The sequence below is a fragment of the Mesorhizobium sp. 113-3-9 genome (assembly GCF_016756515.1).
GTDB lineage: Bacteria > Pseudomonadota > Alphaproteobacteria > Rhizobiales > Rhizobiaceae > Mesorhizobium.
In genome coordinates, this window is record NZ_AP023246.1 from 529,374 (window position 1) to 541,887 (window position 12,514).

The window sequence follows — 12,514 nt, forward strand, 5'->3', positions numbered from 1 at the left end:
AACCGCAGAACCCTACGTCTGCCCGTCGCCGTCTTCGATCTCGGCAAGTGAATTCAGCTGCGCTTCGCTGATCTCCGCGCCGTTCTTGTCCAGAACAATGATACCCACGGCCTTGCCGCGCCGCAGTGCTTCGAGACGCGCGACAGCCTCTTTCGCGGCGGCGAAATCATCCCTGATCTGCGCGACCGAAATGCCGTAGAGGATCGAATAAGGCATGAGCCGGAAACCTCGAGCAACCCGCGCAGGCTAGCACGGCTCAAGCCGCCAGCAACGATTTCAGCTTTACCGCCTGCGATCCCAGCGCCTCCGGCGCCGGCCTGGCCTGCTTGCCGATCAGCATTTCGGCCAGCCGGATATCGCGGGCGACCGCGTTGCCTGGACCGATGCCGCTGGCCGCCACCAGCCTGCCATCCTCGGCCAGGTGGAAGAGGATGAAGGCGCCGTCACCGAGATCGCGTCGCACGGTGCCGCTGCCTTCGTCGGCAAGGCCGGATATCTGCAAAGTGAGCCCATACTGATCCGACCAGAACCACGGCACCGCCACATGCGCCTCGCCGGCACCAAGCATGTTCTTCGCGGCAAGCGCGCCCTGTTCCTGCGCATTGCGCCAGGCCTCCAGCCGCACGCGGCGACCGCCATAGACGGCAAGTGGGAACGAACAGCAGTCGCCGGCGGCAAAGATGTCGGGATCGCTGCTGCGCAGCTCGGCATCGACCGCAATGCCGTTGTCGATGGCTAGGCCGGCCTCGGCCGCAAGCCCGGTCACCGGCACGGCGCCGATGCCGATGACGGCGAGATCGGCTGTGATTTCGCGTCCGCCGGCAAGCCTCACGCGCACTTCGTTGCCGTCGTCGGCGATGGAGGCAATGCCTTCACCGCACAGGATGTCGACGCCTTCGGCGACATGCGCCGCATGGACGATCTCGGCAATCTCGGCCGGCACGCCGCGCATCAGGATGCGCGGCTGTGCCTCGATGACCGTGACCGCAGCGCCGAGCTTGCGGGCCGCGGCGGCGAGTTCGAGGCCGATGAAGCCGCCGCCGATGACGGCAATGCGGTTGCCCGCACGGAGGTGGGCGCGAATGGCCAGCGCATCGGCGAATGTCCTGAGATAAACGCAGCGCTTGCCGAGGCCAGGCATCTGCAGTTTGCGCGGGGTCGAGCCGGTGGCCAGCAGCAACTTGTCGTAGGGCAGGACCGAACCGTCCGACAGGCGCACCGTATGCGCCGCGCGATCGATCGCGACGGCCCGGACGGAATGGATGTGCCGGATCGATTTCTCGGCCAGGATCGCGTCGCTGGCGATCGCCTTGATTTCCGGCGCGTCGCTGGCCATCGCGTCCTTGGACAGAGGCGGCCGTTCGTAGGGCAAATGCGGCTCGTCGCCGACCAGCGTCACCGGCCCGTCATAGCCGAGATCGCGCAGCGTAAGCGCTGCCCGCCCGCCGCATTCGCCGGCCCCGACGATGACCATTCCGTGCGCCATCTCCGTCACCCGATCTGGACGAGGACTTTGCCGCCGTCGACCCTGACCGGATAGGTCCTGAGGTTGACGCAGACCGGCGCGCCCCTGGCCGCGCCCGTCTTGTAGTTGAAGCGGCCATTGTGCTTGGGGCATTCGATGATGTCGTCCATCACCAGGCCGTCGGCGAGATGCACCTTCTCATGCGTGCAGAGCCCGTCCGTGGCGAAGTATTCGTCGTCGGGGCTGCGATAGATGGCGAAGGTGCGCCCGCCATGATCGAAGCGCATCACGTCCTCTTCATCGATGTCATCGGCAGCACAGGCCTCGACCCAGTCGCTCATTCAGTCCTCCGCAAAAGAGTGTGGATCGGATGCCGCGATCATTCCGCCGCGGCGGCGACGGCATCGCTATGAAACTCCTCGCGGTACGGCCTGGCGGTCGGCGGCAGTTCGCGCTTGAGGAAATAATCCTCGTTGCGCAGCTGGCGCAGGAAGACCGGGATCATCTCGCGGTAGCCGGCCAGGATCGATGGCGTCGGCGCCGGCAGATCATGCTTGATCAGCGCATGCAGCCTGGGCAGCGCGTGGTAGGGCACCATCGGGAACATGTGATGCTCCACATGATAGTTCATGTTCCAGTAGATGAAGCGGCTGATCGGGTTCATGTAGACGGTGCGGCTGTTGAGCCGATGGTCGATGACATTGTCGGCGAGGCCGCCATGCTGCAGCAGGCCGACCATGACGTGGTGCCAGGCGCCATAGAGCCTGGGCAGGCCGACCAGCATCAAGGGCAGGAACGATCCAGTGTAGAGCGCCAGCGCGATGGTCGCGGCATAGATCGCGGTCCAGATGCGGGCAACACGGATCGCCTTGCCCTGCTCCTGCTCGGGAATGAAGGTCTTTTCGGCCGCGCTGATGTTGCCGGCGGCGTTGCGCAGCATGTCCGACATCGCATGCCAGGCATCGAGCACGCCGACAAAGCCGAGGATGGCGCGTACCAGGTCCGGCGGCCGCATGACAGAGATTTCCGGGTCGCGGCCGACGATGATGGTGTCGGTGTGGTGGCGCGTATGGCTCCAGCGCCAGGTCACCGGGTTGCGCATGATCATGAAGCAGGCGACCTGATAGATCACATCATTCATCCACTGCGTACGGAAGGCCGTGCCGTGGCCGCATTCGTGCCAGCGTGAATCGGTGGAGGAGCCGTAGAGGACGCCATAGACGAAGAAGAACGGTACGCACCACCAAGTACCCCAGAACCAGGCGCCGCCGGCACCGCTGGCGACGAGGGCGGCCAGCCAGATCGCGGTGTCGCGGATCGCCGGCCCGTCGGAGCGTTGCATTAGCTCCTTCATCTGCTTGCGCGGGATGTCGGTGTGATACCACTCGGCCGCCGACAGGCCATTTTCCACGGCGAGCTTGGCGTCGCGGCCGATCAGGCTGTAGTCACGCCGGGACGGCGTTGTCGTCATGATTGCCTCCCTCGGCGAGGCATCCGCCCAGGCGAATGCCGCTTACCCATTGGCTTCGAGCCTAAAAATACCGCCGGGCCATGATAGACTCAATATCACAAAGATGGTTTCTATCATTTCCTATCAGAATGATGTATCCATGTTTGGGAATAGAACGAGGGCGATCATGGCGAAACGGCCAACCATCACCGATCTGGCGCGCATTTCCGGCGTCAGTGTTGCCACGGTGGACCGGGTGCTCAACAACCGCCTGCCGGTGCGCGAGGAAACCGCCCGCCGCGTCTACGAGACCGCGACCGAGATCGGCTATCACGCCGCCGGCCTGATCAAGCAGCGGATGCGCCATGAGTTGCCGGAGTACCGGCTCGGCTTCCTGCTGCTGAGAGGCAATGACGTGTTCTATTCGGAGTTCGCGCGGCAGCTCGAGCTCGCGGTGTCGCAATCACAGCGCTTCCGCGGCGTCGCGATCATCGATTTCGCCAGCTCGCTGACGCCGGACGAAATCGTCGAGCGCACGCGCAAGCTGGCGGCCAGATGCAGGGCCGTCGCTCTGGTCGGGCCGGATCACCCGACGCTGACGGTCATCGTCGAGGAGATGAAGGCCAAGGGGTTGCCGGTATTTTCGTTGCTGTCCGATTTCGCGGCCGGTATTCGCGAAGGCTATGTCGGCCTCGACAACCGCAAGGTCGGCCGCACCGCGGCCTGGATGATCTCGAAAGCGGCGAAACGGCCGGGCAAGGTCGCGCTGTTCGTCGGCAGCCACCGCTTCCACGGGCATGAGCTGCGCGAGATCGGCTTCCGCTCCTTCTTCCGCGAACAGGCGCCGGACTTCACCTTGCTTGAAACGCTGGTCAATCTCGAGGCCAACCAGATCACGCAGGATACGCTGCTCGATGTTCTCGCCCGCCATCCCGATCTGGTCGGCTGCTATGTCGCCGGCGGCGGCATGGAAGGCGCGGTCGCGGCACTCAGGCAAGCCAGGCCCGCACAGATGCCGGCGGTGATCTGCAACGAGATCACGGCCGTCTCGCGTTCGGCCCTGGCCGACGGCATCCTGACGATGGTGATCTCGACGCCGCTGACCGCACTTTGCCGCGAACTCATGGACCTGATGGCGCATGCCATCGAGACCGGCGCCGCGAACGCGCCGGGACAGACCTTCCTGCCGTTCGAAATCTACCTGCCCGAAAACATCTAGCGATGTATTGCGCCTGCAAGTGTCGCCCGGCCGAGTTGACGCAGAATCCGGTCGCCAATATAGACCGCTAATGGGTGAGGACAGGTTTGGGTACATCGCCTTTGGCAAGGATGAGCTCTATGCTCGTGGGGCGCTTTTCAGCGCCCTTCGGCTGTTGCATTACACGCCAGGAGCCAAAATTTCAGTCCTGACGGACCGGCCAAGCGTTTTCGACGGCTATCCGATCGAAGCGATCGAGCTTACCGCCAAAGAAATGGCCGAGATGTCTTTTGGCGATCGGTACCTGTTTGGCATCAAGGCTGCCGGCATCATTGAGCTCTTGCGGCGTTGCGATCGCCTGTTTTTCATGGATACCGACATCTACCCCGTCGGCAATGTATCGAGATGCTTCCGACAAATCTCCGCCTCGCACTCGATCATGAGAAAATGCGAAGGGACGCCGAAGGCCGCCGCCTATCAGGCAATCGCGGACAAGGGATTTTTGCTTGGGGACCAGCGGCTGTCCGGACGCGAGCCGATGTGGAATAGCGGCGTCGTAGGGGTCCACAATTCCAATCTTCCGGCGCTGGCTGACGCTTACCAGGCCATCGAGCAAATGATCGGCGTGGTCAGAGCACACACGTCCGAACAGTTCTGCATTGGTGTGGCGTTATCGCAGCACGGCCGTTCCATAAGCGGACACTGGCTGCCCCTGCGGAACTATAACACCAGGGGTCGAAAGCTATTTGCCAGGCAGCGCATTGAAGCCTTTTTCGAGCGCGCCAATCGTCTGACCGTAAGTCAGCAGATAGAGTCCGCGGCGAAATACCGGGTGTGGCGGGCTCCGCTCGACTTGTTGATGCAGCGGGACATCTGGCACTTCTAGGCCGCGCCCATCACAGGCATCGCGATACTGCGGACGGCAGCACCCCGCGGGAAGAGGCCGCCGAGGACCGTGGCAACCACCCGCCGCCTAACTGGTTGGATGGCGATCGTTTACTTTGGCAGAAAGAGAATATCGTTGGTCCCACTGGGTAAGTTGCGAATGTCTACATCCCTTTCGGACTTTCCGCTGAAGACGACACAACGTCCAAAATATTGGGCCAAATCCGCCGCCATTTCACTTGCTTCCGACGGCTCATACCGAGATGGCACATATTCCATCAGGATTGGAACTCGGCGTTCCAGCAAGTCCCTCATGGATCTCAGGGCCGCCGGTTCAGCTCCCTCGATGTCCATCCAGACGAGGCCAATATCGTCAGGACTGACGTCGACTTCACGCAGGATTTCATCCACGCGTCGAAGAGGCACTTGGACAGATCGAGCACCCTCCCCAGGCCTGGTAACGCTGCCTGCTCCAGAATTTTTTTCGTCAAAGTAGAAGTCGACGACGCCGTTGTGGTCACCCACCGCACACTCAATAACGGCTGTTCCATCCATCAGCCCATTGAGAGACAGATTTTGTTTCAAGAGCTGAATATTGTCGGGCGCAGGCTCAATGCAAACCAGTCGGTCGAAGCGGCCGCTACGTGTCAAGTAGACGCTATGTGTACCGATATTGGCGCCAATCTCCAGGAGTGTTCTCCCGCCGGTCTGCCCAATGATCTCCAGCACTCTGTCCGCCAGATCGCGTTGGTAATGGCCGTCCTTGAATAAGCTTCTCCCTATGTACTCATGTGGCGAGAAGGTAAGGCGATGATCCGCGAACTGTCTTGTGACGAGGACAATATCTTCGTTAATGGTCAGCAGGCTGAAGTAGCGGAATCGGTCGAAGGTTCGAAGTCCCGCAAACATCCTATCGCGTGAACGCCGAAGTGCCCTATCAATTGGCCGAAATAATCTCATATGCAGATCCCCAAAATGTTTCGAGGGACCTGATTGATGGCAAACGCCATATATTGGTGCGCATATTTTAAAATCCCCCCACTATTTTTTATCTCCAAGCGCGAGTTCTTACAAGATTGGTAAATGACAATGTTTCCTGGTCTCCTAGATTACTCGGCCAGCTTAGCTTTCGCCTCTGCCAAACAACCACGGCATGGCTCGGTGGAGGCAACGGCAAAGGCTGGCGATCTGGCCATCACTGATATCCCCGGACTTGCCTCGGCTTGGGTCGGCCCTCGCACCGAGCACGCTCGCCCAGCCCGCATCGACGCCGCATTCCCGCATCGGCCAAAATCGCGCGTCCGGTTTTGGAATCGCCCTTGACGCCTTGTGGCAAAATGGAATAAATATTTCACCAACTGTACATTTTGGTTCTTTCGTTCCGGAACGTCTGTTTCAAACGGAGAGTTTGGCGTTCCAGCCGATGCAGGGAATGCAGCGCGGAACGAAACGATATCAGGGAGAGATTCCCCGGGGAGATCGGGGATTCCGGATAGATCGGTGCAGCCGGACACCAAAAGTGGAGGAGAGATACAATGAAGAAACTGCTTTTGGGCGTCGCCTTCGCGGCGCTGATGAGTTCATCGGCCATGGCCGCCAAGATCGGCGTATCGATGGCCAAGTTCGACGACAACTTCCTCACCGTGCTGCGCAACGGCATGATCGAGCAGGCCAAGGGCATGAGCGGCGTCGAGCTGCAGGTCGAGGACGCACAGAACGACGTCGCCAAGCAGCTCGACCAGATCAAGAACTTCGCCGCTTCGGGCGTCGACGCCATCATCGTCAACCCTGTCGACACATCGGCCACGCAGGCGATGTCGGACGCCGCCGCGGCCGCCAAGATCCCGCTGGTCTACGTCAACCGCGAGCCGGTCAATGTGAACTCGCTGCCGGACAACCAAGCCTTCGTCGCCTCGAACGAAGCCGATTCCGGCACGCTCGAGACCAAGGAAGTCTGCCGCCTGTTCAAGGAAGCCGGCAAGAAGGAAGCCAATGTCTATGTGATCATGGGCGAGCTTTCCAACCAGGCCGCCGTGCAGCGCACCAAGGACATCGAAGAGGTGATCGCCACGCCGGACTGCAGCTTCATCAAGATCATCGACAAGCAGACCTCGAACTGGAACCGCGACGAGGCGCAGAACCTGATGACCAACTGGCTGTCGACCGGCAAGCCGTTCGATGGCGTCATCGCCAACAATGACGAAAGCGCCATCGGCGCCATCCAGGCGATGAAGGCCGCCAACATCGACATGAAGTCGGTTGTCGTCGGCGGCGTCGACGCCACCCAGGACGCGCTGGCGGCGATGCAGGCGGGCGACCTTGATGCAACCGTGTTCCAGGACGCGGCCGGCCAGGGTGCCGGCGCGCTGGATGCGGCGCTCAAGCTGTCCAAGGGTGAGAAGGTCGAGCACAAGGTCTACGTGCCGTTCCAGCTCGTCACCCCGGCCAACATCGACAAGTTCCTGAAGAAGAACTGAGCCGCGGACATATGGAGCGGCGCTTTCGCGCAAAGAAGGCGCCGCTCCTCTTTCCCTCAGCGCCTGAAGGCGATCGAGGAACGACCGCGGCTGACGGAGGATAGAAGATTGTCACAGACATCCCATGGCGTCGGAGGGCTCACCTACGATGCGAAGAAGCGCGCATGGCCGGCCGAACTCAACGTTTTCCTGGCGCTTGTCATCCTCGTCGTCGCCTTTGAAGTGATCGGCCGGGTCTTTCTCGGCGACAGTTTCCTGTTCAACACCCGCAGCGACGTCGGCGGGATCTTCAACGAGGCGCGCCTGCAGATCATCATCCTGCAGGTGTCGATCGTCGGCATCATCGCCATCGGCGTGACGCAGGTGATCATCACCGGAGGTATCGACCTGTCCTCGGGTTCGATTGTCGGCGCCACCGCCATGATCGCCATGAGTTTCGCCCAGGTGGCAACCGTCAACGGCAATCCAAATCCCAAGGCGATGTTCCTGGCGCAAGGCTGGACCGACCTGCCTGTGATCGTGCCCCTGCTGGTCGCGATCGGCTGCGGCCTGCTGGCCGGTCTCGTCAACGGCGCCTTGATCGCCTACACGCGCATTCCGCCCTTCATCGCCACGCTCGGCATGATGGTGACCGCGCGCGGCATCGCCAAATGGTGGTCCAAGGGCCAGCCGATCTCGTTTCCCACCGACAGCTTCGCCGCGATCGGCAAGGGCCTAATGCCTGTCATCATCTTCCTGTCGCTGGCGGTGCTGTTCCAGCTGATCCTGACTTACACCCGCTACGGCAAGCACTGTTATGCGATCGGCTCCAATGAGGACGCCGCGCGCATGTCCGGCATCAAGATCGCCAACCACAAGATCCTGGTCTACGTCATCGCCGGCATTCTCGCCTCGCTCGCCGCCGTGGTGCTCTCCTCCAAGAACCTCACCGCCCAGGCCGGCATGGGCGTGATGTACGAACTCGACGCCATCGCCATGGCGGTCATCGGCGGCGTCTCGCTGTCGGGCGGCCGCGGCTCGATCATCGGCACGGTGATCGGTTCGCTGATCTTCGGCGTCATCATCTCCGGCTTCACCTTCCTGCGCCTCGACGCCTACTACCAGGAGATGGTCAAGGGCGTGATCATCGTCGGCGCGGTGGTTCTCGACCAGTGGCGCCAACGCCTGCGGGCATTGAGGGCTTGACCATGTCAGACATCGTCCTGAAGACCGAAAACCTCACCAAACGCTATGGCGGCGTGCATGCGCTGGAAGGCGCCAACTTCGAGCTGCGCAAGGGCGAGCATGTCGCCATCATGGGTGACAACGGCGCCGGCAAGTCGACCTTCGTGCGCCAGATCACCGCTGTCGAGCAGCGCACCAGCGGCCAGATCTGGTTCGATGGCAAGGAAGTGAATTTTGCCGGGCCGATCGAGGCCCGCACGGCGGGCATCGAGACGGTGTTCCAGAACCTGGCATTGGCCGACGATCTCGACGTGCCGTCGAACCTGTTCCTCGGCCGCGAAAAGGTGTTGTTCAATCTCGGGCCGTTCTCGATCCTCGACCGCAAATACATGCGCAAGGCAACCGAGGCGGCGCTGATCCGCACGGCGGTGAAGATTCCCAATCTCTCCAACACCATCCGCCACATGTCGGGCGGCCAGCGTCAGTGCGTGGCGATCGCCAGGACCGCCACTTTCGCCTCCAAGCTGATCATCATGGACGAACCGACGGCGGCCCTCGGCGTGCAGGAGACGGCGCAGGTCGAAAACATCATCCGTACGCTGAAGGACAATGGCGAGCCGCTGATCCTGATCAGCCACAATATGCGCCAGGTGTTCGACCTGTGCGACCGCATCGTCGTCTTCCGGCGTGGCCGCATCGTCGCTAATCTGCGCAAGGAGAACACCGACGGCCAGGACATCGTCTCCTACATCACCGGCGCCAAGACCGGAGAGGCGGAACTCGCGGCTTGAGGCCGGGCGTGGTCTCTCGGTTCCAGGACGATCCGCCGCGCCAGGAAAATACCCCAGCCACCTTTCCCTGACAGGAAAGGTGCGGACACAACTCTCTCGAACCCATCCCTCAGAGGAAATATCCATGACTGTTCGTTTCGCCCTCCTCGGTGCCGGCCGCATCGGCAAGGTCCACGCCCGCGCCGTCGGCTCCAACCCCGATGCAAAACTGGTGGCCGTGGCCGATGCCTTCGAGAAGGCAGCTAAAGAGCTGGCGAGCGCCTATGGCGCCGAGGTGCGCACCATCGACGCGATCGAGACATCCAAAGACATCGACGCCGTCGTGATCTGCACGCCGACCGACACCCATGCCGATCTGATCGAGCGTTTCGCCAAGGCCGGCAAGGCGATCTTCTGTGAAAAGCCGATCGACCTGAACGTCAAGCGGGTGGAGAAGTGCCTGGCCGTGGTCGAGAAGGCCAAGGCGACGCTGATGGTCGGTTTCAACAGGCGCTTCGACCCGCATTTCGCCGCCGTGCGCAAGGCCATCAACGACGGCGCCATCGGCACGGTCGAGATGATCACCATCACATCGCGCGATCCCGGCGCGCCGCCAGTCGACTACATCAAGCGCTCGGGCGGCATTTTCCGCGACATGACCATTCATGATTTCGACATGGCGCGCTTCCTGCTCGGCGAAGAGCCGGTGGCGGTCAGCGCGCACGCCTCGGTGCTCGTCGACAAGAAAATCGGCGAGGCCGGCGATTTCGATAGCGTCAGCGTCATCCTGGAGACGGCGTCCGGCAAGCAGGCGATCATTTCGAACTCGCGCCGCGCCACCTATGGCTACGACCAGCGCATCGAGGTGCATGGCTCGAAAGGCATGATCGCGGCCGAGAACCAGCGGCCGGTATCGATCGAGCTGGCCAATGAGAAGGGCTATACCCGCCCGCCTTTGCACGACTTCTTCATGACCCGCTACCTCGACGCCTATGCCAATGAGATCGCTGCCTTCATCACGGCCGCGACGAAGGGCAAGAAGGCAGCGCCAAGCGGCGCCGACGGCCTGGTGGCGCTGAAGCTGGCGGACGCGGCGCTGAAGTCGGCGACGACAGGCAAGACCGTCCGTCTCGACAAGTAAGAACCCGGAACCCAAGGCACAGGAGCAAAGCGATGAGCGCATCCGCCGATCGCAATCATGAGACACGCGCCATCGTCACCGGCGGCGCGCAAGGCATCGGCTTCGCCGTCGCCGAGGCACTCGCCGACGAGGGCTGCCGGGCGCTGGCGCTCATCGGCCGCTCGCAGGAGAAGGGCGACAAGGCGGTTGCTCATTTCAAGAAGTTGGGTGTCGACACGATCTTCATCAGCGCCGACGTCTCCAAAGTGGCCGACTGCAAGCGCGCGGTGGCGACCGCGCTCTCGCATTTCGGCACCATCAACGCGCTGGTCAACGCCGCCGCCACATCGGCGCGCGGCTCGCTGGTCGAGACCTCGGAAGAGCTGTTCGACACGATTTTCGACACCAATGTGCGCGGCCCGTTTTTCCTGATGCAGGGCGTGGTGGCGCATCTCCTGGAGAGGAAGGCGCCCGGCTCGATCGTCAACGTGCTGTCGATGTCGGCGCATACCGGCCAGTCGTTCCTGACGCCTTATTCGACCAGCAAGGGCGCGCTGATGACGCTGACCAAGAACGTCGCCAACGCCTATCGCTTCAACCGCATCCGCTGCAACGCCGTGCTGCCGGGCTGGATGGACACCGAGGGCGAGGACATCGTGCAGAAGAAATGGCATGATGCCCCGGACGACTGGCTGGCGAAGGCCGAAGCCGCGCAGCCGATGGGCCAATTGGTCAAGCCGGACCAGCTCGCCCGGCTGATCAGCTACATGGTCAGCCCGCAATCGGGCGTCATGACCGGATCGCTGGTCGACTATGATCAGAGCGTTGCCGGGTCGTCACCGGAGTAGGCTCAACCAGTAGCCTCGTGCCCTGTTGCCGCAGCATCGCCATTCCCATATAGTCAAGATAGTCAGACTAGTCATGGAGATTGAGATGCTGCCTGCACCCAAAGACACGAACTGGACGGTCGCTGGGGCAAAGGCTCGGCTCTCGGAGGTTATCGAGCGCGCGCAGTCTTCTCCGCAGACGATCACCAAAAACGGCAAACCAAGCGTGGTTGTCGTCTCGGCCGAGGAATGGCAGCGAAAGACCGTGCGCAAGGGTACGCTTGCGCAGTTCCTGCTGGAGTCACCGCTGCGCGGCGCCGATCTCGACCTTGAGCGCCAGCGTGACGAACCGCGTGACCTGCCGCTGTGAGGCTGCTGCTCGATACGAATGTCCTGTCCGAGGTGACAAGGCCGGCGCCAGACGCGCGCGTTCTGGACTGGCTCGACGGGCTTGATGAGGATCGCTCATTCATCAGTGTCGTGTCGATCGCCGAGATCCGGCGTGGCGTCGCCCTCATGGACGAGGGCCGGAAACGCGAGGCTCTGGCCGAATGGCTCGCCCGGGACCTGCCGCAGCGTTTCGAGCAAAGGATTTTGCCCGTGGACGAGCCGGTTGCTTTGGCCTGGGGCGACCTTATGGGCCTTGCGAAGCGTCGCGGTCGCGGCCTGTCGTCGATGGACGGCTTGATCGCAGCCACGGCGATTGCGCAGGAGTTCACTTTGGCAACGCGCAATACGAGAGACTTCGAAGGATTTGGAGTTGACCTCTTCGATCCCTGGACTGCTTGATTGCTCGGCGCTGCATGCCAGCCTCGATGCGACCCATGTGCCCTCGTCACAAGAGAACGTCTCGATGTACCCATACTGGATCAAGATAAGCGGTCATCTTGGTGTCGGCGTCACAGCGCGGTCGGAAGCTGACGCCCTCCAACTCTTCGCGCTTGCCTTCGGATCCGCCGAGAAAATCATCAGCGTCGAGATCATCAAGGACATGAAGTATCTCGATCAAGATCACGTCGTGCCCAATCTGGGCGGGGCCAACTGGCTTGGGCGCGGCATCTGGTTCCCTCAGGGACAGGAGCGCATCGGAAACGGAGACAATGCGTAGTCCCATCAGGCACGTGACAAACGCCTCGGCTTCGATTATATGAGCCGCAT

15 protein-coding genes are annotated in these 12,514 nt (G+C 61.9%); 10 read left to right on the plus strand and 5 right to left on the minus strand.

Features of this window, described 5'->3' with window-relative positions; all coding sequences use genetic code 11:
* Positions 1 to 12: 12 nt before the first annotated feature.
* The 4 genes from MesoLj_RS02415 to MesoLj_RS02430 are packed head-to-tail and all read right to left on the minus strand — an operon-like array spanning position 13 to position 2,936.
* A complete protein-coding gene (locus tag MesoLj_RS02415) occupies positions 13 to 216 on the minus strand; it encodes a hypothetical protein (protein ID WP_202324956.1) in 204 nt (67 codons plus the stop codon).
* A gap of 40 nt (positions 217 to 256) precedes the next feature.
* A complete protein-coding gene (locus tag MesoLj_RS02420) occupies positions 257 to 1,486 on the minus strand; it encodes an NAD(P)/FAD-dependent oxidoreductase (RefSeq protein WP_202324957.1) in 1,230 nt (409 codons plus the stop codon).
* 5 nt (positions 1,487 to 1,491) lie between these two features.
* Complete coding sequence (locus tag MesoLj_RS02425; RefSeq protein WP_202324958.1) at positions 1,492 to 1,806, minus strand: MocE family 2Fe-2S type ferredoxin; 315 nt, start codon at positions 1,804 to 1,806, stop codon at positions 1,492 to 1,494.
* A 38-nt stretch (positions 1,807 to 1,844) separates the two neighbouring features.
* Positions 1,845 to 2,936, minus strand: coding sequence for a fatty acid desaturase family protein (locus MesoLj_RS02430; RefSeq protein WP_202324959.1), 1,092 nt, complete (start codon positions 2,934 to 2,936; stop codon positions 1,845 to 1,847).
* Positions 2,937 to 3,102: 166 nt separating this feature from the next.
* Between MesoLj_RS02430 and MesoLj_RS02435 the strand changes: the two genes are divergently transcribed.
* Positions 3,103 to 4,134: a LacI family DNA-binding transcriptional regulator gene (locus MesoLj_RS02435; protein ID WP_202324960.1), complete on the plus strand. Its 1,032-nt coding sequence runs from the start codon at positions 3,103 to 3,105 to the stop codon at positions 4,132 to 4,134.
* 70 nt (positions 4,135 to 4,204) lie between these two features.
* A complete protein-coding gene (locus MesoLj_RS02440) occupies positions 4,205 to 4,999 on the plus strand; it encodes a hypothetical protein (RefSeq protein ID WP_202324961.1) in 795 nt (264 codons plus the stop codon).
* Between the two features lie 110 nt (positions 5,000 to 5,109).
* Here the strand turns inward: MesoLj_RS02440 and MesoLj_RS02445 are convergent, their stop codons facing one another.
* Complete coding sequence (locus tag MesoLj_RS02445; RefSeq protein ID WP_202324962.1) at positions 5,110 to 5,907, minus strand: FkbM family methyltransferase; 798 nt, start codon at positions 5,905 to 5,907, stop codon at positions 5,110 to 5,112.
* Positions 5,908 to 6,533: 626 nt separating this feature from the next.
* Between MesoLj_RS02445 and MesoLj_RS02450 the strand changes: the two genes are divergently transcribed.
* The 8 genes from MesoLj_RS02450 (at position 6,534) to MesoLj_RS02485 (ending at position 12,464) form a co-directional block, all read left to right on the plus strand.
* The gene (locus tag MesoLj_RS02450) at positions 6,534 to 7,475 is read left to right on the plus strand and encodes a sugar ABC transporter substrate-binding protein (RefSeq protein WP_140770393.1); all 942 of its coding nucleotides are present in this window, start codon (positions 6,534 to 6,536) and stop codon (positions 7,473 to 7,475) included.
* Between the two features lie 108 nt (positions 7,476 to 7,583).
* Complete coding sequence (locus MesoLj_RS02455) at positions 7,584 to 8,660, plus strand: ABC transporter permease (protein ID WP_140770395.1); 1,077 nt, start codon at positions 7,584 to 7,586, stop codon at positions 8,658 to 8,660.
* A gap of 2 nt (positions 8,661 to 8,662) precedes the next feature.
* Complete coding sequence (locus tag MesoLj_RS02460) at positions 8,663 to 9,430, plus strand: ATP-binding cassette domain-containing protein (protein ID WP_027040720.1); 768 nt, start codon at positions 8,663 to 8,665, stop codon at positions 9,428 to 9,430.
* 124 nt (positions 9,431 to 9,554) lie between these two features.
* Positions 9,555 to 10,550, plus strand: coding sequence for an inositol 2-dehydrogenase (gene iolG, locus MesoLj_RS02465; RefSeq protein ID WP_202324963.1), 996 nt, complete (start codon positions 9,555 to 9,557; stop codon positions 10,548 to 10,550).
* A 32-nt stretch (positions 10,551 to 10,582) separates the two neighbouring features.
* Positions 10,583 to 11,377, plus strand: a complete 795-nt coding sequence (locus tag MesoLj_RS02470) for an SDR family oxidoreductase (RefSeq protein WP_202324964.1) — start codon at positions 10,583 to 10,585, stop codon at positions 11,375 to 11,377.
* Positions 11,378 to 11,462: 85 nt separating this feature from the next.
* A complete protein-coding gene (locus tag MesoLj_RS02475) occupies positions 11,463 to 11,726 on the plus strand; it encodes a type II toxin-antitoxin system Phd/YefM family antitoxin (RefSeq protein WP_202327142.1) in 264 nt (87 codons plus the stop codon).
* Positions 11,723 to 12,145 carry a type II toxin-antitoxin system VapC family toxin gene (locus MesoLj_RS02480; protein ID WP_202324965.1) on the plus strand — a complete coding sequence of 141 codons (423 nt, stop codon included), beginning with the start codon at positions 11,723 to 11,725 and terminating at the stop codon, positions 12,143 to 12,145. Before MesoLj_RS02475 ends, MesoLj_RS02480 begins: the two co-directional genes overlap by 4 nt.
* On the plus strand, positions 12,117 to 12,464 hold the full coding sequence (locus MesoLj_RS02485; RefSeq protein WP_202324966.1) for a hypothetical protein: 348 nt from the start codon (positions 12,117 to 12,119) through the stop codon (positions 12,462 to 12,464). The genes MesoLj_RS02480 and MesoLj_RS02485 overlap by 29 nt, the downstream gene beginning before the upstream one ends.
* Positions 12,465 to 12,514 lie beyond the last annotated feature (50 nt).

Bases quoted from the DNA above. Each gene is read 5' to 3' on its own strand.
- MesoLj_RS02440 (WP_202324961.1), top strand. From the start codon at position 4,205: ATGGGTGAGGACAGGTTTGGGTACATCGCCTTTGGCAAGGATGAGCTC.
- MesoLj_RS02425 (WP_202324958.1), bottom strand. From the start codon at position 1,806: ATGAGCGACTGGGTCGAGGCCTGTGCTGCCGATGACATCGATGAAGAG.
- iolG (WP_202324963.1), top strand. From the start codon at position 9,555: ATGACTGTTCGTTTCGCCCTCCTCGGTGCCGGCCGCATCGGCAAGGTC.
- MesoLj_RS02475 (WP_202327142.1), top strand. From the start codon at position 11,463: ATGCTGCCTGCACCCAAAGACACGAACTGGACGGTCGCTGGGGCAAAG.
- MesoLj_RS02430 (WP_202324959.1), bottom strand. From the start codon at position 2,936: ATGACGACAACGCCGTCCCGGCGTGACTACAGCCTGATCGGCCGCGAC.
- MesoLj_RS02420 (WP_202324957.1), bottom strand. From the start codon at position 1,486: ATGGCGCACGGAATGGTCATCGTCGGGGCCGGCGAATGCGGCGGGCGG.
- MesoLj_RS02460 (WP_027040720.1), top strand. From the start codon at position 8,663: ATGTCAGACATCGTCCTGAAGACCGAAAACCTCACCAAACGCTATGGC.
- MesoLj_RS02415 (WP_202324956.1), bottom strand. From the start codon at position 216: ATGCCTTATTCGATCCTCTACGGCATTTCGGTCGCGCAGATCAGGGAT.
- MesoLj_RS02435 (WP_202324960.1), top strand. From the start codon at position 3,103: ATGGCGAAACGGCCAACCATCACCGATCTGGCGCGCATTTCCGGCGTC.
- MesoLj_RS02470 (WP_202324964.1), top strand. From the start codon at position 10,583: ATGAGCGCATCCGCCGATCGCAATCATGAGACACGCGCCATCGTCACC.
- MesoLj_RS02450 (WP_140770393.1), top strand. From the start codon at position 6,534: ATGAAGAAACTGCTTTTGGGCGTCGCCTTCGCGGCGCTGATGAGTTCA.
- MesoLj_RS02445 (WP_202324962.1), bottom strand. From the start codon at position 5,907: ATGTTTGCGGGACTTCGAACCTTCGACCGATTCCGCTACTTCAGCCTG.